This window comes from Sulfitobacter sp. NFXS29 (assembly GCF_040148765.1).
Lineage (GTDB): Bacteria > Pseudomonadota > Alphaproteobacteria > Rhodobacterales > Rhodobacteraceae > Sulfitobacter.
In genome coordinates, this window is record NZ_JAGDED010000004.1 from 39,116 (window position 1) to 60,101 (window position 20,986).

Consider the following 20,986-nt stretch of genomic DNA (forward strand, 5'->3'; position numbering starts at 1 on the left):
TCGCGTCTTATCTTAGGCCATCATGCCCAAGAGCTGTGCATTGCCGCCCGAAGCGGTGGTGTCAACACAGACGTGACGCTCGGCCCGGACTCGCGCGGTGTCGGGCAGGCCGCGCAGCAGTGGGATGATTGCGCCGTCCCGGGCCGCGAGTGCTTGGTCAATCTGCCGTGCGGTGGCGTCATCACCCCACCAGAGCACGCCGCCATAGGCTGGGCCGGTGGTCAGCGCATCGGGATTGATCCGGCCCGAGGCCGTGACCGCGACACCACCAAGCGCGCGCACGGCTTTGGCTTGCGCGGCAGCCGTTTCTGCCCCCGGTCCCATGCACAACAGCGCGGGGCGGGGCAGGGTCGAGAGGCGATTGCTCTCCCCGGTCGGACCGGGCATCGATTGGGTTTCCAGCACAGTCGGCTGATGCGCGGGAAGGGCGGGGAGCTTGGCCTCTGCGCTGTCCCATGTGCCAGCGGCGTCCTGATGGTCAGGTGCCGAGAAACGCGGCAGATAGTTCGGCCCGCCCGCCTTTGGTCCGGTGCCCGAAAGCCCCTCGCCGCCGAAGGGCTGGCTGCCGACGATGGCGCCAATCTGGTTGCGGTTGACGTAGATGTTGCCCGCCTCGATCCGTTCCGAGACATGCTGCACCCGGTCGTCGATGCGGGTGTGCAGACCAAAGGTGAGCCCGTAGCCTGTGGCATTGATCGCGTCGATCACGGCGTCGAGTTCGTGGCTTTTGAAGGTCGCGACATGCAGCACGGGGCCGAAAATCTCGCGTTTCATCTCGCTGATGCTGCCCACCCGCAGGATCGCCGGGCCGACGAAAGTGCCGCCCTCGGGGGCCGTCATCTCGGCGATCAGCCGCCCCTCGGCGCGGGCCGCTTCGATATGATCCACGATTGTCTTGCGCGCCTGCGCGTCGATCACCGGGCCGACATCGGTCGACAGGTGCCACGGATCGCCCATGTTCAGCGCCTGCATGGCCCCCGTCAGCATACGGATCAGATCGTCGGCGATATCCTCTTGCACATAGAGGCAGCGCACGGCGGAACAGCGTTGGCCCGCGGATTGAAAAGCGCTTTCGACGATGGCCTGAACGGCCTGCTCGGGCAGAGCGGTGCTGTCGACGATCATCGCGTTGAGGCCACCGGTCTCGGCAATCAATGGGGTGCCGGGGGCGCAGTGTTCGGCCATATTGGCGCGGATGCGCAGGGCAGTGGCGGTGGAGCCGGTGAAGGCCACACCATTCACGCGGGCATCGCCGGTCAGCGCCGCGCCGACCTTGCCGCCACCCGGCAGGAGTTGCAGCGCGGAACGCGGCACACCGGCGTCATGCAGCACTTCGACAGCGAGCTTGGCGATCAGCGGGGTTTGCTCCGCTGGTTTGGCCAGCACGGCATTGCCAGCCGCCAGCGCCGCCGTGACCTGCCCGCAGAAGATCGCCAGCGGGAAGTTCCACGGGGAGATGCAGGTGAAGATGCCCGCGGGCGGGGTGTTGGTGGCTTGGCCCGCGTAGTAGCGCAGGAAGTCCACCGCCTCGCGCAGTTCGGCCACGCAGTCGGGCATGCCTTTCCCGGCCTCACGGGCGAGGATGGCGAAGATCTCGCCGTAGCGGTCCTCCAGCATATCGGCGGCTCGCAAAAGCGCTGCGCGGCGCGAGTCGAGCGGGGCGTCCCAAAGCGCGGCATTGTCCAGCGCCGTGGCGACATCGGCCTCAGATGCCGGTTGCACCGTGCCGGGGGAGGTTCCGCCGGTCGGGTTGCTAACGGTCTCTTCCGCCTCTGGATTGGCCTCGCCTGCAAGGATCGGGGCAGCGTTCCATGTGGCATCGGCGAAGGGGGCGCGGGCCTCTTCGATGGCGGCAAGCGTCGGGGTGTGGGCCAGATCGAAACCCCGCGCATTGGCGCGTTGTGGCTGGAACACGTCCGGGCCTTTCGGGATGGTCGGCGCGCTGTCTTGCAACTGGTCAAACGGGTCGGCGGCCACCACTTCGGGCGGCACGTTTTCGTCAACGATCTGGTTCACGAAGCTGGAGTTCGCGCCGTTCTCAAGCAAACGCCGCACCAGATAGGCCAGCAGATCGCGGTGCGCGCCCACGGGGGCATAGATACGGCAGCGGGTGCCGTGTTTCTCCATCACGATGTCATGCAGGGTCTCGCCCATGCCGTGCAGGCGCTGGAATTCATAGGCCTCGGGATCGTCGGCCATATGCAGCACGGCGGCGACAGTATGGGCGTTGTGCGTGGCGAATTGCGGGTAGATGCGGTCGGTCATGTTCAGCAGTTTGCGGGCGTTGGCGATATAGCTCACATCGGTCGCCGCCTTGCGGGTGAAGACCGGGAAACCGTCGATGCCTTCGACTTGCGCCTGCTTGATCTCGGTGTCCCAATAGGCGCCCTTGACCAGACGGACCATGATGCGCCGATCGTGACGTTTGGCCATGTCATAAAGCGTGTCGAGCACCACGCCCGCGCGCGGGCCATAGGCCTGCACCACGATGCCGAAGCCGTCCCAACCCGCCAGCGCAGGCTCAGCCATGACCGTGTCGATCACTTCGAGCGAGAGCGCGAGGCGATCGGCTTCTTCGGCGTCGATGTTCAGGCCCATGCCCGCGGATTTCGCCAAGAGCGCCAGCGCCCGCAGACGCGGCACCAGATCACGCATCACCGCCTTTTCCTGCGCCAATTCATAGCGTGGGTGCAGGGCCGAGAGCTTGACCGAGATGCCGGGGTTCTTGCGGATATCATCATGGGTGCAGGCATCAGCAATGGCCGAGATCGCACGGGAATAGCTGAGGTGATAGCGTTTCGCGTCCGCCTCGGTCCGGGCCGCTTCGCCCAGCATGTCGTAGCTGTAAGTGAAACCCTTTTTCTCCATCCCCTTGGCGCGTTTCATTGCCGCCTGAATGTCTTCGCCCAAGACGAACTGACGGCCCATCTCGCGCATGGCGCGGCTGACGGCGGTGCGGATCACCGGCTCGCCCAGACGTTTGATCGCGGCACGCAAATGGCGCACCGGGCCGGGCTGGTCATCATCAAGCACGCGGCCCGTCAGCATCAGCGCCCATGTGGAGGCATTCACCAAGCTGGAGGTCGAATGCCCCATGTGGCGGCCCCAGTCCGAAGGGGCGATTTTGTCTTCAATCAGCGCGTCGATGGTCTCTGCATCCGGCACCCGCAGCAGCGCCTCGGCGAGACACATCAGCGCCACGCCTTCGTCGGTGCTGAGACCGTATTCAGCGAGGAAGACCTCCATCATCCCCGGCGCGGAGGTGCCGCGAATGTCACGGACAAGACCCGCCGCATAGGCGGTGATCTGGGCGCGATCTTCGGCAGAGAGATTGGCCTGCGCCTTGAGCTCGGTCAGCAGCGCATCCGGGTCGGCATAGGTGCGCGCGTCGATGGTTTGGCGAAGGGCGGGGGCGTGATCGAGGGGCATGGCAAGCTCCAGTTGATGTTTGACCCAGAATACCCGATGATCGGCGGGATATTCGACTGAAGGTATTCCATAACTCGGTCGATCCGACTGAAGTATGGGGTGATCACATGGCAAATGAACTTTTCGATCTGGACCGGTTCGACAGCGCGATTCTATCGGTGCTGGCCGAGGATGGCCGCATCAGCATCACCGACCTTGCCCGCCGCATTGGCCTGTCGAAATCACCCACCCAAGCGCGCCTGCGCCGGTTGGAGGAAAGCGGCGTGATCCTCGGCTACCGCGCGCTTTTGGATCCGATCCGGCTGGGGCTCGATCATGTGGCCTTTGTCGAGGTCCGGTTGAACGACACGCGCGAGGCGGCGCTGCGGGCCTTCAACGTCGCCGTCGCCAAGGTGCCAGAGATCGAACAGGCGCATATGATCGCCAGCCATTTCGATTATCTGATCAAGATTCGCACACGGAACATGTCGGAATATCGCCGCTTTCTGGGGGAGGTCATCTCAACCCTGCCGCATGTGGCCAGCACCTCGACCTATGTGGCGATGGAGGCGGTGAAAGAAACCATGCTGGCCGATACGGCCTAAACCGTGGGCCGGGGCATTCCCCCATTTACACCGCTCACGTGATGCTTATTGTGCGCCCCGATGCGGGCGTGATGGAATGGTAGACATACCAGACTTAAAATCTGTTGGGGCGTAGCCCCGTGTGGGTTCGAGTCCCACCGCCCGCACCACTTTTTTCAAAGGCTTAGCTTGCTCGGGCCAGCGTCGCAGGTTCCGCCATCTGCGTGGCGCCGGGGATGAAAACGGTAAAGATCGTGCCCTGACCGAGCGTGCTTTTAACCGTAATGTCCCCGCCATGCGCGAGCGCCAGTTTCTTGCAGATCGCCAGTCCCAGACCTGTGCCGCCTTCGGCGCGGTCGTCGGCGTCTTCGATCTGGGTGAAGGCTTCGAAAATGCGGTCGAAGTCCTGCGCGGCGATGCCGACGCCATTGTCTTCGACCTCAAAAATGAACCCGCCTGCCTGCATCCGGGCGCGTAGGTAGATGTCACGTGCCTTGGAGAATTTCAGTGCATTGCCGACGATATGGCCGAACAGTTGCAGGCAGCGGCGGCGGTCGGCGGTAACGGTGAGCGGGGGGGTGTCGATATGCAGCGTGGCCGTCTTGTCATGCGCCGCCCCATGGTGCTGCTCGACCACTTCCACCAGCAAGATGCGCGCATCAAAGGGGGCTTTATCCAGCGCGAGGTCGTTCAACTCCATATTCGTGTAATCGAGGATGTCGTTGATAATGGTCAGCAATTGACCGCCCGCGAATTTGATGCGCTGACCGTAGAGTTCCGCCTGATCGCCCATCTTGGTGAAATGCTCTGATGCCGGTTTCTCCTCCGGTTCGAGCTTAGCAAGGTTGTGACGCTTGAGTTCCGACAGGAAGCTGGCATAGCCGATGACGATGGTCAGCGGGGTGCGCAATTCGTGGCTGAGCACGCTCATGAATTCCGATTTCGCGCGGCTGGCGCTTTCGGCGGCATCGCGGGCCTGACGCAGTTCCTCGACACTTTCGTTGCGGGTCCGGTTTTCGACCACATAGCTGAAAAGCGCGGCCAGCGCGATGATGGCGGCGGTTCCGGCGATAATCAGCGCGATGAGCCGGTATTCGACAGGATTGGCATAGAGAGGCTGCGCGGCGAGCGGCGTCACCTGAAAGGCGGCCATGCCTGTGAAATGCAATAGGATAATGGCCAAGGCCAAGAGCCCGGTCATCCATAGCACGCTGCCCTTTCCGCCACGGCCGGCGGCCCCGAGCGCAAGGGTGGCGAGAATCACCGCGATGATCACAGAGGCGGCCAGATAGCCCATGTCCCATTGGATGGTGCCCTGCACGCGATAGGCGATCATACCGGTGTAATGCATGGCCGAGATTGCCAGTCCGAAGATCGTCCCCCCCAAAACCGTGGCGCGGCGTGATTTTAACAAGCCTGCGATGACGACACCCAAGATCGATCCAACAATGGCGATGATCAGGGACAGGAAAGTCAGGGAGAAATGGAAGGTTGCTGGTGCGTCAAGCTGATAGGCGAGGATCGCGATGAAATGGGTGCACCAGATCGTGACCCCGGCAGTCATCGCGGTCAAATAGCACCAGATCATTGCCTGAGCACGCGGCTGCTCAAGCACATGCTGATAAAGCCGCGACACCACCCAGCTGCCAAAAATGCAAAGCAGCGCCGCCAGCAGGACGAGTCCGAGGTCGTGATCATGATGAATAGTGTGGGCGACCCGGAACATCTTAATCCTATCAAATACTAAGATTTAGTTAAATGCTGGCCGAATAAGGCCAAAATAAGGCCCTCGCAAGTTCACACTGTGCTGACGTTTTAACCCGCTCTTAAGAGCATGGCGCTAAGTCTCGGTCCTGATGGGAATTGGAACGGGCTGAGGAAAAGGCGGGGGTATGTTCGGATTAAAGGAGCGGGTGAGGTCGTCTAACCCCTTGCGTCGATTTGTTTTTCGGCTGCGGCACCGTGTCGGGGAGTTGATTGGTCGGGCGCAGCAGCGTCCTGCGTTTGGGCGGGGGAGGCAGTGCGAGAGCAAGCAGGTTTCGCGCAAGGACATAACGGGTTCTGACGGGGGGCTTACCTCGGGGCAATTCCCGCTTATCTCCATCGTTTTCGCGGCGGAGCGGCGCATGTTTAGGCACGATCCCGATGGCCTCGCAGGCCGGGCAGCGTCCAAGGCGCGGCGTTGCGGGGGGCTTTTCACATCTTTCGGTCATGTTACGCCGACGGGGGCTGAAGGTGCGCGCATCCTTTCCAACGTCAAAGTCGATATGGCTGAAATCGAAGTGGACTTTGCGCCGGACGGGCGCGTGCGCCACGCGAATGGGGCGGCCTGCGGCGTCACCTACGGGCTGGGGGATTGTCTGAACGGGCAGCATATCTACGATCTCTTTGGCCCAAGGCTTTGCGATGGGGCTGAGATCGGCAAGCTTTGGACGCAGGTCCTGCGGGGGCAGTGTCCGCGGGGGCGTTTTCAGATGCACCCGGGAGAGGACACGGCCCGGATCGTCGACGGACAGTTCAGCGCGGCGTGCGGCCCGGACGGGCGCGTTCAAACCATCCGGTTTCGGGGCTTGGAAGCAGCGGCGAACGATGTAGGACCGGTGCGGGCGTTGGGGAAGGGGGCTTCGCGGCGCGCCATGGGCAGCTAGCCACGAATGCTCAATAGCCCAATAAGAAACAGCGGCGACCTATGCGGCGCCGCTGATCCGTTGATTTTGATTAATCCCGCTTGCCGGCGAAGCGTTCAGACCAGCTTTCACGGTCCTCATCGCTGATTTTGGCAAAAAGCACCTCTGGCACGTCAAAGCCATGACCGGGGGCTAGTTTGCCGAAGGCCGCTGGCACATCATCGGGCCAAGGCATGTCTTCGACCTTCATCGCGTCGAGCATCGAGGCCGAAGCCGCAGGGATGAAGGGGGCCGATAGCACCGCGTAGAGCGGGATCAGGTTCAGCGCCAGCCGCACCTGTGCCGCCGCTTTGTCGGGGTCGGTCTTGAAGGTGGTCCAAGGTGCTTGGGCCTGCAGGTATTCGTTGCCCGCCGCCCAGATACCGCGCAGTTCGGCGGCGGATTTACGGACTTCCATTGCCTCCATCAGCGCCTCGTAACGCGCGACGCGGGCGGTGATGTCTTCGATCAGGGCGTGCTCTGCCTCGCCGTATTCCCCAGCCTCTGGAACGGCTTCGCCAAATTTGGAGCGGCAGAATTTGGTGATGCGGCTGACGAAATTGCCCAGCACGTCTGCCAAGTCTTTGTTCACCGAGGCTTGGAAGTTTTCCCAAGTGAATTCGGCATCCGACGTCTCGGGCGCGTGGCTGAGCAGCCACCAGCGCCAATAATCCGCGGGTAGGATCTCCAACGCCTGATCCATAAAGACCCCGCGCCCGCGCGAGGTAGAGAACTGACCGCCGTCGTAATTCAAATAGTTGAAGGATTTGATGTAATCCACCAGCTTCCACGGCTCGCCCGAGCCCTTGATCGTGGCCGGAAAGCTGAGCGTGTGGAAGGGTACGTTGTCCTTGCCCATGAACTGGGTATAGCGCACGTCGTCTGCGCCCTTGTCGGTGCGCCACCAGCTTTCCCAGTCAGACCCTTTGCCCGTATCGACCCATTCCTGCGCGCAGGCGATATATTCGATGGGCGCGTCGAACCAGACGTAGAAGACCTTGCCTTCCATGCCCGGCCAATCCTCATCGCCGCGCTTCACCGGAACGCCCCAGCTCAGGTCGCGGGTGATGCCACGGTCCTGCAGCCCATCGCCGTCATGCAGCCATTTCTTGGCGATGGAGGTGGTCAGCACGGGCCAATCGGTCTTGGAATTGATCCAGTCGTCCAGCTCATCCTTCAGCTTGCTCTGGCGCAGGAACAGATGCTTGGTCTCGCGCATTTCCAGATCGGTCGCGCCCGAGATGGTGGAGCGCGGATTGATCAGGTCTTCTGGGTCAAGCTGCTTGGTGCAGTTGTCACATTGATCGCCGCGCGCGTCCTCGAACCCGCAGTTGGGGCAGGTGCCCTCGACATAGCGGTCGGGCAGGAAGCGGCCATCGGTGGGGGAGTAAATCTGGCGCTGCGAGACTTCTTCGATCAGCCCCTGATCCGCCAGTGCGCCCGCGAAATGCTGGGTCAGCTTCCGGTTTTGCGGGCTGGAAGAACGGCCAAAGTGGTCAAACGACAGGCCAAAGCCTTCGGCGATGCGGGCCTGTGTTTCATACATCTCGGCGCAGTATTCCTCGACCGGTTTGCCCGCTTTGGCGGCGGCGAGTTCGGCAGGGGTGCCGTGTTCGTCGGTGGCGCAGAGGAACAGAACATCCTGCCCCCGGCCACGCTGGTAGCGCGCATAGAGGTCGGCAGGCAGCTGGCTGCCCACAAGGTTACCCAGATGTTTGATCCCGTTGATATAGGGGATGGCGGAGGTGATGAGGTGGCGTGTCATATCAATATTCCCGGTGCTTGGCGCAGCCTTATCGCAAGGGCTGCGCTGTTGCCAGCAAAAGACGGGATCGGCTAGTCGCGGTCTCGGGTGCGGCCCAGCAAGCGCCCGATAAGGAAGGTGGTCCGGGGGGCATAGACATAGGGCGTACGCTCTGTGCGTGTGGGCCGGGCGCGCATCCGGGCAAGGCCGAAGATCACCAAAACCCCATGCGCCGCCGCGATCATCGCAAATAGCGCCGATGCGCCAAAGCCGTCAATCAGCACAGAGGCGAGGTAGGGCGCGCCGATGGCCCCCACGGCAAAGAAAAACATCAATGCGGCCGAAAGTTCGACCCGTTCGTCGGAACTGGCAAAGTCGTGCGCATGCGCGGCAGAGACGGAATAGATCGGAAAGGTCGTGGCCCCGAACAACCCTGCTGAGATCATGATCCCCTGTGTGCCATAGCCCGCGCCCATCACCGTGATCGCGCAGCCTGCCATGGACGCCACCGACAACCAGATCAACACCCAGCGGCGGTCGTATTTGTCGGCGAGAATCCCCATCGGATATTGCGCCAGCGCGCCGCCAAGCACGAAAGCGGCAAGGAACCAAGCGATCTGTGGGGCGCTAAGGCCCACCTCTTGCCCGTAGATCGGCCCGACCATCCGGAACGACGCGCTTGAGACCGCCGCCACCACAACCCCCGCCGCCGCCAAGGGCGAACGGTCAAAGGCGAGCCGGGGCCGAAGCCTTGGTTGGTTGGGTGTCTCTGGCGGGCGGACTTTGGTCAGCGTCAGGGGCAAAAGTGCGGCACAGCAGCCGATGGCGAGCAGATTATACGAGACATATGACGCCGGGGCGAGCACGCCGACGATCAACTGCGCGGCGAGCGAACCGCTCATGTCGACCACCCGGTAAACCCCCATGGTGCGCCCGCGCGTCTCATTGGTGACCTTGGCCTGCATCCACGCCTCGATCACCGTATAGCAACCCGCCACGCACATCCCCGAAGCCACCCGCATCAGCCCCCATGCGTAGGGGTCCACCACCATCATATGCGCCATCAACCCGATCGACCCGGCGGCGGTGAAGGCGGCAAAGGCGCGGCTGTGGCCGACGCTGCCCATCAGCCGCGGGGCCCACCAGCAGCCGATGAAAAACCCCAGAAAATGCGCTGAGCCGAGCATGCCGATTTCCTGACGGCTAAACCCAAGCTGCACGCCAGAAAGCACGTCGATAGGCCCCACACCCCCGGTGGAGAGTTGCAAAAGGATGACCGAGAAAAACAGGGCGGCGAAGGAAATGAGCAGGCGCATGAGGGCACATTGCGTCCATTGCTGCCCGAACGGAAGCGCGAATGCGCCGGGTCCGCATTTTTGCCGGGGCCGTGGGATTGGCGCTTGGCAATTGCCCTTGCGAAGGCCGGGCAGGCGGCTAGGTTGCGGGCAAATCAAAAGCGAGGACCAGACGATGAAGATGAACAAGCTCGGCTCAAGCGATATCGAGGTCTCGCATTTCTGTCTGGGCTCCATGACATGGGGCACCCAGAACACCGCCGAAGAGGGCCACGCGCAGATCGACCGCGCGCTCGACGCCGGGATCAACTTCATCGACACGGCCGAGATGTACCCCGTAAACCCGATCAGCGCCGAGACGATTGGCCGGACGGAAGAGATCATCGGCCAGTGGTTTGCCCGCGACAAGCGCCGCGATGAGGTGGTCTTGGCCAGCAAACATTCCGGCGAGGGGATGCAACATGCCCGCAATGGTGCTCCGATTTCATCCGACACGATCCCCGGTGCCATCGAAGGGTCGCTGAAGCGGTTGCAGACGGATTACATCGACCTCTACCAATTCCACTGGCCCAACCGCGGTAGCTATATGTTCCGCAAGAACTGGACCTTTGACCCGTCCGGTCAGAACCGGGCCGAGACCATTGCTCATATGGAAGATGCCCTCGGCGCGCTCCAGCGCGAGGTCGAGCGCGGCACGATCCGCGCCTTTGGTTTGAGCAACGAAAGCGCCTGGGGGCTGACGCAATGGGCTGCCGTGGCTGAGCGCACGGGCGGGCCGCGCCCGATCTCGGTGCAGAACGAATATTCGCTGATGTGCCGTTTGGCGGATACGGATGTGTCGGAAACATGTGTGAACGAACAGATCGACATGCTGTCTTTCTCGCCGCTCGCCGCCGGGTTGCTGACCGGGAAATATCAGGGTGGCAAAGTGCCCGCCGGATCGCGCCTCTCGCTGAACGAAGATTTGGGGGGCCGCGTCACACCCCGCGCCTTTGAGGCGGTTGCCGCCTACCTTGATGTGGCGCAGAAACATGGGCTCGACCCGGTGCAGATGGCGCTGGCGTGGTGCGCGACGCGGCCCTTCATGGGCTCGGTGATCTTTGGCGCGACCAGCCTTGCGCAGCTTGATGTGGCGCTTGGCGGGGCCGACCTGACCCTGAGCGATGAGGTGATGGCCGATCTCGATGCGGCGCATAAATCCCATCCGATGCCCTATTGATGGGCCGTTTCGCATCTTCTGGGGCGCGCCGTGTCGCTGTGCTGGTGTTGCTTGGCGCACTGGCCGCCTGCAACCGCAGCGCACCGCCGCCCGCGCAGACCGGCTTTCGCAATGCCGAGGCGCTGATCGGGGCCACCAGCCGCTATGACGCGGCGCGATTTGGCGGTGATTGGCAGGTCCGGGCGGCCTTTCCCAATGATGCCAATCTGCGCGCGGTGACCTTTGCGCCGCAGGGGCCAACGCTGATCGAGCACCGCCAATCCTGTGATGCTGCTGGAATCTGCACCGACCGCCGTGATCTCTGGGCGCTGAGCGAAGAGGGTCCGGCGCGCTATACCATGCGCGCCGCCGTGGGCGGGGCCGAACGTGCGTTCTGGGTGCTTTGGGTCGATGAGGGGTTCCGCACCGCCGTCATCGGCAGCCCCGAGGGGGGGTACGGCTGGATCCTTGACCGTCGGGCGACAGGCGGCGAAGACCGGATCACCGCGGCGCAAGAGATTTTAGATTTCAACGGCTACGACCTCAGTGCGCTGCAAATGAGGCGCTGACCACGACGGCGCTGGCACTGCCGCCCGGCTTCGGCCTATAGGCTGTTATGGACAGTATTTTCGCGCCCGATCTGTGGGTCCTCGTCACCCTTGCCGCCGCCACGTTTCAAACCGGGCGCTTCATGCTGCAAAAGCATTTGGCGACCGATACGCTGTCGGCGGGCGGGGCGACGTTTTCGCGGTTTCTCTACTCTGCGCCCTTCATCGCGCTGCTGTTGCCACTCTATCTGGGCCTTAGCGGGCAGGCGCTGCCGGCGCTAGGGCCGGGGTTCTGGCTTTACGGAGCGATGGGCGGCACGGCGCAGATCTTGGCGACGGTCTGCGTGGTGCTGCTGTTCAAGCAACGCAACTTTGCCGTCGGCATCACCTTTAAGAAGACCGAAGTGATCCAGACTGTGTTGGTGGGCTGGATCGTGCTGGGCGAAGGTGTCTCGGGCGCGGGGTTTGCCGCCATTGCACTTGGCGTGGTGGGGCTGCTGCTTCTGTCCGGCGGAGCCGAGGCCAAGGGGCTGCGGTTGGCCGATCTGCGCAACCGCGCGGCGGGGCTGGGGATCGCTTCGGGTTTTTTGTTCGCCATCTCGGCGGTTTGCTATCGCGGCGCATCGCTGGCCGTGGTCTCTGACGATCCGCTGCTGCGCGCGGGCGTGACGCTGGCGGCGGTGGTGCTGATGCAGACGCTGATCATGGCCGTCTGGCTGCGGCTGCGCGAACCGGGACAGATGCGCCGGGTTTGGGCGGCGCGGCGGGTGGCGGTCTGGATTGGGCTGACCTCGATGGGTGGCTCGCTGTGCTGGTTCATCGCCTTCACCCTGCAAAACGCGGCCTATGTGAAGGCTTTGGGGCAGGTGGAGCTGATGTTGAGTATCGCGGCCTCGACCCTGTTCTTCCGCGAAAGAATCTCGCGCAGGGAATGGGCGGGGATGGCCGTGCTGGCGCTGTCGATCCTAGTGCTGGTGCTGGCGACTTAACCCGTCATCGGGCGGCCATGCAGACGCAGGAACAGGCTCTCTTCGTCATTGTTTTTGAAAAACGGGACCGAGGCGGGCGGATTGGTATCGCGTGCGCGCGCGGCGACTTCGGCCAGCACGACCTCGGTGATGAAGGGCATGTCAAACGACCGCGCCTGGCTGAGCGGCACCCATTGCAGATGCGAAAGCTCATCACAGGCGGCGTCGAAATCATCCGGATCGCTGGCAATATCTTCGGCATCGACCAAAAAGAACCGCGCATCAAAGCGGCGCGGACGGCCCGGAGGCGTCAGCGCGCGAAACACGAATTGCAGGGCAGAGGCGTCGGGCAGATGGCCGGTGGCGGCAAAGGTCTGCCAATCGGGGGGCACGTCGCCACCCCACGCGCCCTTACGGCCCAGCACCAGACCGGTCTCTTCCCACAACTCACGAATGGCGGCGACGGCGATGGCATGGGCCAAGGACGGTTCGGCATCGTCGCAGAGCCTGCCGTGACAGAGCGCGTTCACCGGCGCGGCCAGCGGCACCTGCGCATCGGTCGCATCGACTGCACCGCCGGGAAAAACGAACTTATTGGGCATGAACGCCGCCTTCGCGCCACGTTGCCCCATCAGGATATGCGGGGTCACATGGCGGTCACGCAGCACGATCACTGTGGCGGCGTTGCGGATTTTGGTCTTGTCTATGGTCATGCGGCGATGCTCCGGCGGTCAGGGGCCGAAGGGCGGGCCGCGCTAGGTGGTGGCGCCGAAGCCGCCCATCCTTTTGGCCCATTGAAAGCCGATCATGGCCCCCTTCAGTCTAGGCAGAAGGTAGAGGGACAGCGCCGTGCAGCCAACCGCAAAAATGGTGAACAGGGTCAAAGGCTCGGGTCGCCAGACCACAAAGGCGATGTGCAGCCCCGGTGCCAGCAGGTGACCGACCAGCAGAATGGTCAGATAGGCCGGGCCATCATCGGCGCGGTGGTGATGAAACTCTTGGCGGCAGACCGCACAGTCGTCGTTCACCTTAAGATAGCCGTGCAACAGTTGCCCGCCCCCGCAAGAGGGGCATTTGCCACGCCAGCCGCGCAGCATGGCGGGCAGGCGGGGCCGCTCTTCGCTGTCTTGCGTTTCGGCAGTGTCGGGGGCCAATTGCTGGGTCTGTGACATGGGGGTGATCCTTTGGTTAAGGGGTAGATGCAGGCTGGGGCGTGAAAAGAAAAGACTTGAGGCTGCCGTTGCGGCGCCATGTCGCGCAGGGGGCGGGGCATTGCCGACTTTTTCAAAAAACTTCGGGTTCGAGCGACGGAAGTTCTGGCGCCAGCCGTTTGACCCTGTGATCGCGGCGCAAAAGCGTGAGACGGTCTTTAAAAAACGAGGAGTATCAAGATGACCATTCGTACCAATATGAAGATCGCAGCCCTCAGCGGATTGTTGGCCATCGGAGCCGTCGCCGCCACCGCGCAGCCAAGCGGGCAGGACCGGTTCCAGCAGCTTGACAGCGACGGCAACGGCGAGATCACACAGGCAGAATTTCAGGCCCACGCCGAGGCGCGTTTCGCCAAGGTTGACGCCGATGGCGACGGTTTCGTGACCAGCGAAGAGCTGAAAGCCGCAGGCGAGGCACGCAAGGCCGAGCGTTCGGCCAAGATGCTGGAGCGGTTCGACACCGATGGCAACGGCAGCCTTGACGCCTCTGAACTGGAAGCCATGGGCGACAAACGCGGTGACAAGCGCGACGGCAAAAAGGACGGCAAGCGCGGTCACAAAGGCGGCGAGCACATGATCGAGCGTATGGACGCCAATGACGACGGCAAGCTGTCGATGGAAGAGATGACGCAGCGCCACGACTCCGCCAAGATGTTCGAGCGTCTGGACAAGGACGAAAACGGCAGCATCAGCGCCGAAGAGTTTGAAGCGGCGAAGAAAATGCATGGCAAGCGGCACGGCAAGGGCCACAAGATGGACCATGACAAGCCGCAGCGCGACTAAATGATGCGCCGGGCGCGCTTGATCAAGGCGCGCCCGGGCCTTAGCGATGGACGGGATGCAGGATTTGTCCGACGAGCAGCACGATGCGGATGCCGAGTTGTTGCAGCGCTACGCCAGTGGCGATGCGGCGGCGGCGCGGCTGTTGACGGCCCGGCTGGTGCCGCGCATTCACGGCCATGCGCTGCGGGTGCTCGGCGACCGGGCCGAGGCCGAAGACGTGGCCCAAGAAGCGATGCTGCGGCTGTGGCGTCAGGCGCCAAAGTGGCGCGCAGGTGAGGCCAAGGTCACCACATGGCTTTACCGCGTCGTGGCCAACCTTTGCACTGACCGTCTGCGCCGCCGTGGCGCGGGGGCGGCAGGGCTTGATGATGTGGCCGAGCCGGTCGATCCGACGCCGGGTGCCGCACAGAAGATGCAGCAGGCCGCCCGTGTAGACGCGCTGCAACAGGCGCTGGCCAGCCTGCCCGACCGGCAGCGTCAGGCGGTGGTGCTGCGCCACATTGACGGTATGGCAAACCCCGAAATTGCCGAAGTCTTGGGCATTGGGGTCGAAGCGGTGGAGAGCCTGACCGCACGGGGCAAACGGGCGTTGGCCGCGCAGCTATCTGCGCAACGGGACGCATTGGGGTTTGAAAATGAATGACTTTGACGACGCATTGAGTGATGGGGCACTGGAAAATTTCTTTGCCGCAGCCCGGGCCAATCCGCCACAGGTCTCTGCCGATCTGCAAGCACGGGTTCTGGCCGATGCCGAAACGCATATGCCCAAAGCAGCGCGCCAGCCGTGGCACCAAGCACTTTGGCAGCTTTTGGGCGGCGCGGCGGGGCTAAGCGGTCTTGCCACTGCCGCGGCGGTTGGGGTTTGGGTCGGCGTTGCCCCGCCGGAGGGCATGCCGGATCTCGCCGGGCAATTCGTCTCCGGCACATGGACCGCCGAGGCATTGGACACGGGCGAAGCCGATACAGGCACAGAACTGGGTGGTTTTGGCTGGGACATGGAGGAAAGTTGAGATGACACAGGTTCCCACACCACGGCGCAAGCGACTGATGCGCTTGGCGCTTGGTCTGTCGCTGGCGCTGAACGTAATGATCCTCGGCGCGCTTGGCGGTGCGATGTGGCGTCATGGCGGGCCGGGGCCGCGCGGCGATGGCGATCTGCCGGGGCTGCGCAGCTATGCTTCGCCCTATGTGCAGGCGCTGCCGCCCGAAGCGCGGCGCGATCTGCACGGCAAGATGCGCAGCAGCGGCAAGGCGCATCACCTCGACCGGGCGGCACGGCGTGCGCTTTATGACGAGATGCTTGCCGCGCTGCGGGCAGAGCCGTTTCAGGCGGATGTGGCCGCGGCGGTGCTCGCCGCGCAAGGAGAGGCGGCGGCCAGTGTTCAAACGGTAGCCCATAACGCATGGCTGGCCGAGGTCAGCGCGATGGATGCCGCCGCCCGCAAGGCCTATGCCGACAAGCTGCAAGAGCGGTTGCAAGCCGGGCACGCCCGCAAAAAAGACAAGCGCGAGGGCAAGGCTGAGCGTTAATCGGGGCAGGGTGCCCCCGGGCGCGCGGTCTTGCCCTTTGCGGGACGGCGGGCTAGGCCGAGGGCGAATGAAATCGGCAGGCGGCGGCAGGCAAGCGGCCCCATTGCCCCTCAGAAAGCCCGGCCGATGACCGATACCCCCCAGACGATGCACAGTGGCGCGGAAACCGTGCTGGCCAGGGCCAAAGCCTCTCCGGCGCGGCGCGGGGTGGGGCTTTTGTCGCTGGCGGGGCTGGGGCTGTTGCTGATCTATTCCGCGCTCACCCGCTCGCCCGATCCGGGGTGGCAGATCGCGCTGGTGCTGGTGGGGCTGGGGTTCATCGGCATTGCCGAATTGATGCGCCGTTCAACCGCCAGCGGCGTGGAGCTCACCAATGAGGCGCTGCGCGATGCCGATGGCCGGGTGATCGTCCGCATCGACGAAATCGCCCGCATCGATCAAGGGGCTTTCGCGGTCAAACCCTCAAACGGTTTCCTGCTCAAGACCAACCGCCGCGTGGCGCGGGGCTGGCGCTTGGGCCTGTGGTGGAGCCTTGGCCGCCGTATTGGTGTTGGTGGCATGACCCCGGCCAATGAGACCAAGCTGATCGCCGAGATCATCCGCGCCAAATTGGCCGAGCGTGACGCAGCTTAACCGTCCGACCAAACCGTGCGCGGCGCATAGCGCGGACGGGTGAAGACGAAGTTATAGATATCGCGGCGCTCCAGCCCGGTTTTGAACAGTGGCTCGAAATCGCGCCATGTTTCGACCAAGGTGACACGTTCGTTGTTGGGCATCACCGGCAACTTGTCATGCCAATCGCGCACGTCATCGCTGGTCAGAGGGGTGGGGGTGCCGCGCACCTGCGACCAATCCGTATGGTAGCGGTTGTTGGCCTCATCATACCAAATCGAGCTGACCCGCATGTCGGTCTGTCCTGTGCCACGGGTGAGATATTCGAAAAGCTGCTGCATTCCTTGCAGGTAGGCTGGGTCAATCGCCTGCGTCTCTCGCGAGATGGCATCGCCCACGGTATAGGCCGCCGTCTGGTTGAGGTTGTACATGCGGAAGGTGTCAAAGGTCGAATACATGGCCAGATAGGCCCAAAACATCAGCGGCAGCATGATCACCGTTTCAACGGCGATCGAGCCGTCTTCGCGCCCTTTGAACCGGGCCAGCAGAGAGATGAGCGCACGCATCAGTTCGGCTCCTGTACGAAGGCCGCGCTTGAGACCATGGAAACACGGCCCGCGCCGTCTTTCTCAAGGGCATAGCCTAGGCCGGTGGTCGGAAAGAATGGTTTAAAACGGGCGCAGGCGCGCAGCAGCATCAGCTGATGCTCCACCCCGAGGGACCAGCCGCGCACCGGTTTGGGGTCTTCAGAGGTGTCGACGCAATCGGGTGACTGGTCGAAACTTGCAAAATTGCGCGGGTCCACTCGGATCATCTCAAGGCGCAGAGTGTCGCTGCAGTCTTCCAAAAAAATCGCCGATTCACAGATCTTGTCCTTGATGGTCTGATGCGTCATCGGCGTGTTAGTGTTCAGCCGGACATAGCGCACCGTCATGTCCAAGCCCCGATCAAGAAGCATGTGGCGGATGGCGTAAAAGCTCATTTCGACCGACATGAGCAGACAGCCAAAGAGCAGCGGCGACAGGATGGCGAATTCAATCAGCATCGCCGATCCGTCCTCATCGCCGCGAAACCGGCGCCATGCTTTGATGCTGCGTTGTATCATTGCGTCAGCCTCAACTGGTTGATTTGCCGGGCGATAGCCTCAAAAGCACTGACGATCTCGACCCCTTCGACGCGGAAGAAATGGCTGTCGGAAGAGGCGCAGTTTTTCATGACCGACGCGCCGTGGTCGGTCACTTCAAAGCCGATCGACCAGATCACGATGCCCTTGGCCTTGGCCGCGTCGCAGATGTTGTCCAGCAGGGTGTCGGCCCGCGAGGCGGTGTATTTGGTGTAATACCAGCGGTATTGCTCGCTTGAGCGGACATTGCGGTTGAGCCACCAATAAAAGGGGTAATCGCTCCAGTGGCGGTAGTGGTCCATGTTGGCATAGACCTGCGGGTTGATCCGGCGGGTGGTCACGTTCACGCCGTCAGTCATCAGGATCACTGTCTTAAGCGTCTCGATATCATCATAGGCCGCCGGGCGATCTTGAAATGCAGCCTCGCCGCCAATGGCCTGATTGATCGCCCGGAAGGACGGGTCAAGCAGGGCCACGCCCCATTTCATCCCCAGATGGATGGCAGTATTCGCGCGGGGCTGGAAATTTGAGATACGGGCCTTCAGCGCGGCGGCGTTCTGCGAGAAGGCGGCCACCTCTTCATAGCTTTGTTTCGGGCAGCCGGGATTATAGATGTTGTCATAGCGCCCGGTGTTCTCGCGGTCATAGCCGTTCCAGCTATATCCCGCCTCGAAGTGCTGCATATGCTCATAGCTGCGGGTCTGGCTGATGGCGGTAAGGTCAAATTCGCTGTCGTCAAAGTCGACGCAGTGCGAAAAGGTGTGCAGTTGGGTGACATTCAGTTCATTCATGATGTCCTGCCCGACGTTCACCTGCGCGGTATAGGGCACCACCGAGATTGAGATCAGATCGGCGTTTTCGGGTTTGATCACCGTGTCGATGAAGGCATCGCTTGCATCGTGGAGGTTGGCCATTTTGCCGTTCTCCCGCATGGAGCCGGAGATATCGAGCACCATGGAAATCTCGACCTTGTTCACCTTTTCCTCGGCTTGGGATTTGGCGGGGACCCTCAGGCTGTCTTGGCCGAATTTGCTCATGAACATGGTGTTCAGGGTGTGGGAGGCATCGACCGTAACGCGGCGGTAGTTCAGCCCTTCTTCGACCGTGACGCTTGAGACATATTCGGCCAGCCCTGCCTTGTCGAAATAGTCGCGGGCCACAGCTTCAGGGCTGAGCGTCTGATCAAGGTCCGCTGCCGCCAGCACGGCGCGATCGGCCACGGCCTGCACCCGAGAGCGTTCACGTTCGTGGCGCATCAGGTCCACCCCGACACCGCCCAAAAGGATCATCAACAGGATCATCAGAATGGCGAAAAGCGTGACCAACCCGTCTTCTTCCCGCGCAAACCGCCAAAGCAGCGCGGCCAGGGGCCGCGGGGAACGTTCCGAACTGTGAGATGTTTCGCGCATCGTCATCAACCTTTCTTCCTGTGGCGTCCTGCGGGCACCAAAGGGAATGGGCGGCATTTGCCTTGCTCTTGTTGTGCTGCGGGAAAGTGTCCAGAGTTTGGCGCATCTGGGGCAATAGGCAGCGTTCGGGGCAGGTTTTCATGGAAATGACCCCCCTAATGTTGGCTGATTTCCACCGAACGGGGAGGGCGTGTTTCCCGGCCCTACCCACGGTTGATAAAGTTTTGCAAATCGCGCTGAATTAGGTCGCACCCTGTCATGAGGCGTCCTACGGTGCGGCAGCATGCCCCTAGGGCAGCCAGATGAGTCGCGCCCCGCAACAGAGGTAACGCGGCCAGACAAGAAGAGGAGAGACCGATGAATCCAGCCAATGAGCCGAGTTTCCGCGACAGTGTGGACCTGATGTTCAACCGCGCGGTCGCGCTGATGGATTTGCCACCCGGTCTTGAAGAGAAAATCCGCGTCTGCAACGCCACCTACACGGTGCGTTTCGGCGTCCGCCTGCGGGGCCGTATGCATACTTTCACCGGCTACCGCTCGGTGCATTCGGAACATATGGAGCCCGTGAAGGGCGGCATTCGCTACTCCATGGCCGTGAACCAGAACGAGGTCGAAGCGCTGGCGGCGCTGATGACCTATAAATGCGCCTTGGTCGAAGCGCCCTTTGGCGGCTCCAAGGGCGGGCTCTGCATTGATCCGCGCGACTACGACGAGCATGAGCTAGAGCTGATCACCCGGCGTTTTGCCTATGAGCTGATCAAACGCGACATGATCAATCCCGCGCAGAACGTGCCCGCCCCCGACATGGGCACTGGCGAGCGTGAGATGGCGTGGATCGCGGATCAATACAAACGCATGAACACCACCGACATCAACGGTGTCGCCTGTGTCACCGGCAAGCCGATCAACGCGGGCGGCATCCAAGGCCGGACCGAGGCGACGGGCCGGGGCGTGCAATATGCGTTGCAAGCCTTCTTCCGTGATCCCGAGGGCCTGAAGAAAGCCGGTCTGAGCGGTAAGCTTGAGGGCAAGCGGGTCATCATTCAGGGTCTCGGCAATGTGGGCTATCACGCCGCCAAGTTCCTGAGCGAAGAGGATGGCGCAAAGATCACCGCGATCATCGAACGCGATGGCGCGCTGCACAGCGAGGACGGGCTGAACGTCGAAGCCGTGCACAAGTGGATCGAAAAGCACGGCAGCATCAAAGGCTACGCTGACGCGAAGTTTGAGGAAGATGGCGCCAAGTTTCTGGAAGCGGAATGCGATATCTTGATCCCTGCCGCGCTTGAAGGTGTCATCAACCTCAGCAATGCCGAGCGTATCCAAGCGCCGCTGATCATCGAGGCCGCCAATGGCCCTGTGACCGCCGGAGCGGATGAGGTGCTGCGCAAGAAGGGCACGGTCATCGTGCCGGATATGTATGCCAACGCGGGCGGTGTGACGGTCTCGTATTTCGAGTGGGTCAAGAACCTTAGCCACATCCGCTTTGGCCGTATGCAGCGCCGCGCCGAGGAATCGCGTCACCAACTGGTGGTGGATGAGCTTGAGCGGCTGAGCGCGGACAAGCAACTGGGGTGGACCCTAAGCCCGAACTTCAAAGAGAAGTACCTGCGCGGCGCGGGCGAGTTGGAGCTGGTCCGCTCTGGCTTGGACGACACGATGCGCACGGCCTATGAGGCGATGGCGCATGTCTGGCACAGCCGCGACGATGTCGATGACCTGCGCACGGCCGCCTATCTGGTCTCGATTGAAAAGGTCGCGGCAAGCTATCACGCCAAGGGGCTTTGAGGGGGCTTGTTTCCCTTTAAGTGAACGAAAAGGGGCGCAGTGCGCCCCTTTTTGCTGAGCGGGCCCACGATGGGGGCGGAGGGCGTTTTCGGTCATTGATACTTGCGCCCCAAGTTGCT

Annotated in this window: 20 protein-coding genes and 1 tRNA gene; 12 read left to right on the forward strand and 9 right to left on the reverse strand. The window is 62.5% G+C overall.

From position 1 onward, the window contains the following. Nucleotides 1–12: 12 nt before the first annotated feature. Nucleotides 13–3,429 (reverse strand): bifunctional proline dehydrogenase/L-glutamate gamma-semialdehyde dehydrogenase PutA, encoded by a 3,417-nt coding sequence (gene putA, locus J3456_RS08330; protein ID WP_349579736.1) that lies wholly within the window; start codon nt 3,427–3,429, stop codon nt 13–15. A gap of 107 nt (nt 3,430–3,536) precedes the next feature. Between putA and J3456_RS08335 the strand changes: the two genes are divergently transcribed. Then, on the forward strand, nt 3,537–4,013 hold the full coding sequence (locus J3456_RS08335) for an Lrp/AsnC family transcriptional regulator (protein ID WP_067622609.1): 477 nt from the start codon (nt 3,537–3,539) through the stop codon (nt 4,011–4,013). A 62-nt stretch (nt 4,014–4,075) separates the two neighbouring features. Continuing rightward, a tRNA-Leu gene (locus tag J3456_RS08340) sits at nt 4,076–4,162 on the forward strand. Nucleotides 4,163–4,176: 14 nt separating this feature from the next. Here J3456_RS08340 and J3456_RS08345 read toward each other — a convergent pair. Continuing rightward, the gene (locus J3456_RS08345) at nt 4,177–5,718 is read right to left on the reverse strand and encodes an MHYT domain-containing protein (protein ID WP_349579738.1); all 1,542 of its coding nucleotides are present in this window, start codon (nt 5,716–5,718) and stop codon (nt 4,177–4,179) included. Nucleotides 5,719–6,118: 400 nt separating this feature from the next. Here J3456_RS08345 and J3456_RS08350 point away from each other — a divergent pair, with 400 nt between their 5' ends. After that, nucleotides 6,119–6,640, forward strand: coding sequence for a PAS domain-containing protein (locus J3456_RS08350; RefSeq protein ID WP_349579739.1), 522 nt, complete (start codon nt 6,119–6,121; stop codon nt 6,638–6,640). Nucleotides 6,641–6,710: 70 nt separating this feature from the next. On the opposite strand, the gene metG is transcribed toward J3456_RS08350, so the two are convergent. Further along, nucleotides 6,711–8,423 (reverse strand): methionine--tRNA ligase, encoded by a 1,713-nt coding sequence (gene metG / locus J3456_RS08355; protein ID WP_349579740.1) that lies wholly within the window; start codon nt 8,421–8,423, stop codon nt 6,711–6,713. A gap of 71 nt (nt 8,424–8,494) precedes the next feature. Continuing rightward, nucleotides 8,495–9,718 (reverse strand): MFS transporter, encoded by a 1,224-nt coding sequence (locus J3456_RS08360; RefSeq protein ID WP_349579741.1) that lies wholly within the window; start codon nt 9,716–9,718, stop codon nt 8,495–8,497. 154 nt (nt 9,719–9,872) lie between these two features. On the opposite strand from J3456_RS08360, the gene J3456_RS08365 reads away from it, so the two are divergent. The 3 genes from J3456_RS08365 to J3456_RS08375 are packed head-to-tail and all read left to right on the forward strand — an operon-like array spanning nt 9,873 to nt 12,432. Beyond that, nucleotides 9,873–10,916: an aldo/keto reductase gene (locus J3456_RS08365; RefSeq protein ID WP_349579742.1), complete on the forward strand. Its 1,044-nt coding sequence runs from the start codon at nt 9,873–9,875 to the stop codon at nt 10,914–10,916. Further along, a complete protein-coding gene (locus J3456_RS08370) occupies nt 10,916–11,464 on the forward strand; it encodes a lipocalin family protein (protein ID WP_349579743.1) in 549 nt (182 codons plus the stop codon). The genes J3456_RS08365 and J3456_RS08370 overlap by 1 nt, the downstream gene beginning before the upstream one ends. 47 nt (nt 11,465–11,511) lie before the next feature. After that, entirely contained in the window at nt 11,512–12,432 is a 921-nt protein-coding gene (locus J3456_RS08375) for an EamA family transporter (protein ID WP_349579744.1), read from the forward strand. Here the strand turns inward: J3456_RS08375 and J3456_RS08380 are convergent. Beyond that, nucleotides 12,429–13,124 (reverse strand): NUDIX hydrolase, encoded by a 696-nt coding sequence (locus J3456_RS08380; protein ID WP_349579745.1) that lies wholly within the window; start codon nt 13,122–13,124, stop codon nt 12,429–12,431. The genes J3456_RS08375 and J3456_RS08380 overlap by 4 nt on opposite strands. Before the next feature lie 42 nt (nt 13,125–13,166). Beyond that, on the reverse strand, nt 13,167–13,583 hold the full coding sequence (locus J3456_RS08385) for a DUF983 domain-containing protein (protein ID WP_349579746.1): 417 nt from the start codon (nt 13,581–13,583) through the stop codon (nt 13,167–13,169). A gap of 219 nt (nt 13,584–13,802) precedes the next feature. On the opposite strand from J3456_RS08385, the gene J3456_RS08390 reads away from it, so the two are divergent. The 5 genes from J3456_RS08390 (at nt 13,803) to J3456_RS08410 (ending at nt 16,568) form a co-directional block, all read left to right on the forward strand. Further along, a complete protein-coding gene (locus J3456_RS08390; RefSeq protein WP_349579747.1) occupies nt 13,803–14,405 on the forward strand; it encodes a calcium sensor EFh in 603 nt (200 codons plus the stop codon). Between the two features lie 46 nt (nt 14,406–14,451). Further along, entirely contained in the window at nt 14,452–15,048 is a 597-nt protein-coding gene (locus J3456_RS08395) for an RNA polymerase sigma factor (protein WP_067626641.1), read from the forward strand. After that, nucleotides 15,041–15,415 carry a hypothetical protein gene (locus J3456_RS08400; RefSeq protein WP_349579749.1) on the forward strand — a complete coding sequence of 125 codons (375 nt, stop codon included), beginning with the start codon at nt 15,041–15,043 and terminating at the stop codon, nt 15,413–15,415. The genes J3456_RS08395 and J3456_RS08400 overlap by 8 nt, the downstream gene beginning before the upstream one ends. A gap of 1 nt (nt 15,416) precedes the next feature. Then, nucleotides 15,417–15,935: a periplasmic heavy metal sensor gene (locus tag J3456_RS08405; protein WP_259948911.1), complete on the forward strand. Its 519-nt coding sequence runs from the start codon at nt 15,417–15,419 to the stop codon at nt 15,933–15,935. A 126-nt stretch (nt 15,936–16,061) separates the two neighbouring features. Then, entirely contained in the window at nt 16,062–16,568 is a 507-nt protein-coding gene (locus J3456_RS08410; RefSeq protein WP_349579750.1) for a hypothetical protein, read from the forward strand. Here J3456_RS08410 and J3456_RS08415 read toward each other — a convergent pair. Genes J3456_RS08415 through J3456_RS08425 form a run of 3 tightly spaced genes read right to left on the reverse strand, consistent with a single transcriptional unit; the run spans nt 16,565 to nt 19,079 of the window. After that, nucleotides 16,565–17,113 carry a TadE/TadG family type IV pilus assembly protein gene (locus J3456_RS08415; protein WP_349579751.1) on the reverse strand — a complete coding sequence of 183 codons (549 nt, stop codon included), beginning with the start codon at nt 17,111–17,113 and terminating at the stop codon, nt 16,565–16,567. The genes J3456_RS08410 and J3456_RS08415 overlap by 4 nt on opposite strands. Further along, nucleotides 17,113–17,652 (reverse strand): TadE/TadG family type IV pilus assembly protein, encoded by a 540-nt coding sequence (locus J3456_RS08420; RefSeq protein ID WP_349579752.1) that lies wholly within the window; start codon nt 17,650–17,652, stop codon nt 17,113–17,115. Before J3456_RS08420 ends, J3456_RS08415 begins: the two co-directional genes overlap by 1 nt. Further along, nucleotides 17,649–19,079: a pilus assembly protein TadG-related protein gene (locus J3456_RS08425; protein ID WP_349579753.1), complete on the reverse strand. Its 1,431-nt coding sequence runs from the start codon at nt 19,077–19,079 to the stop codon at nt 17,649–17,651. Before J3456_RS08425 ends, J3456_RS08420 begins: the two co-directional genes overlap by 4 nt. 357 nt (nt 19,080–19,436) lie before the next feature. Here J3456_RS08425 and J3456_RS08430 point away from each other — a divergent pair, with 357 nt between their 5' ends. Then, nucleotides 19,437–20,867, forward strand: a complete 1,431-nt coding sequence (locus tag J3456_RS08430) for a Glu/Leu/Phe/Val family dehydrogenase (protein ID WP_120350664.1) — start codon at nt 19,437–19,439, stop codon at nt 20,865–20,867. Nucleotides 20,868–20,986: the final 119 nt, after the last annotated feature.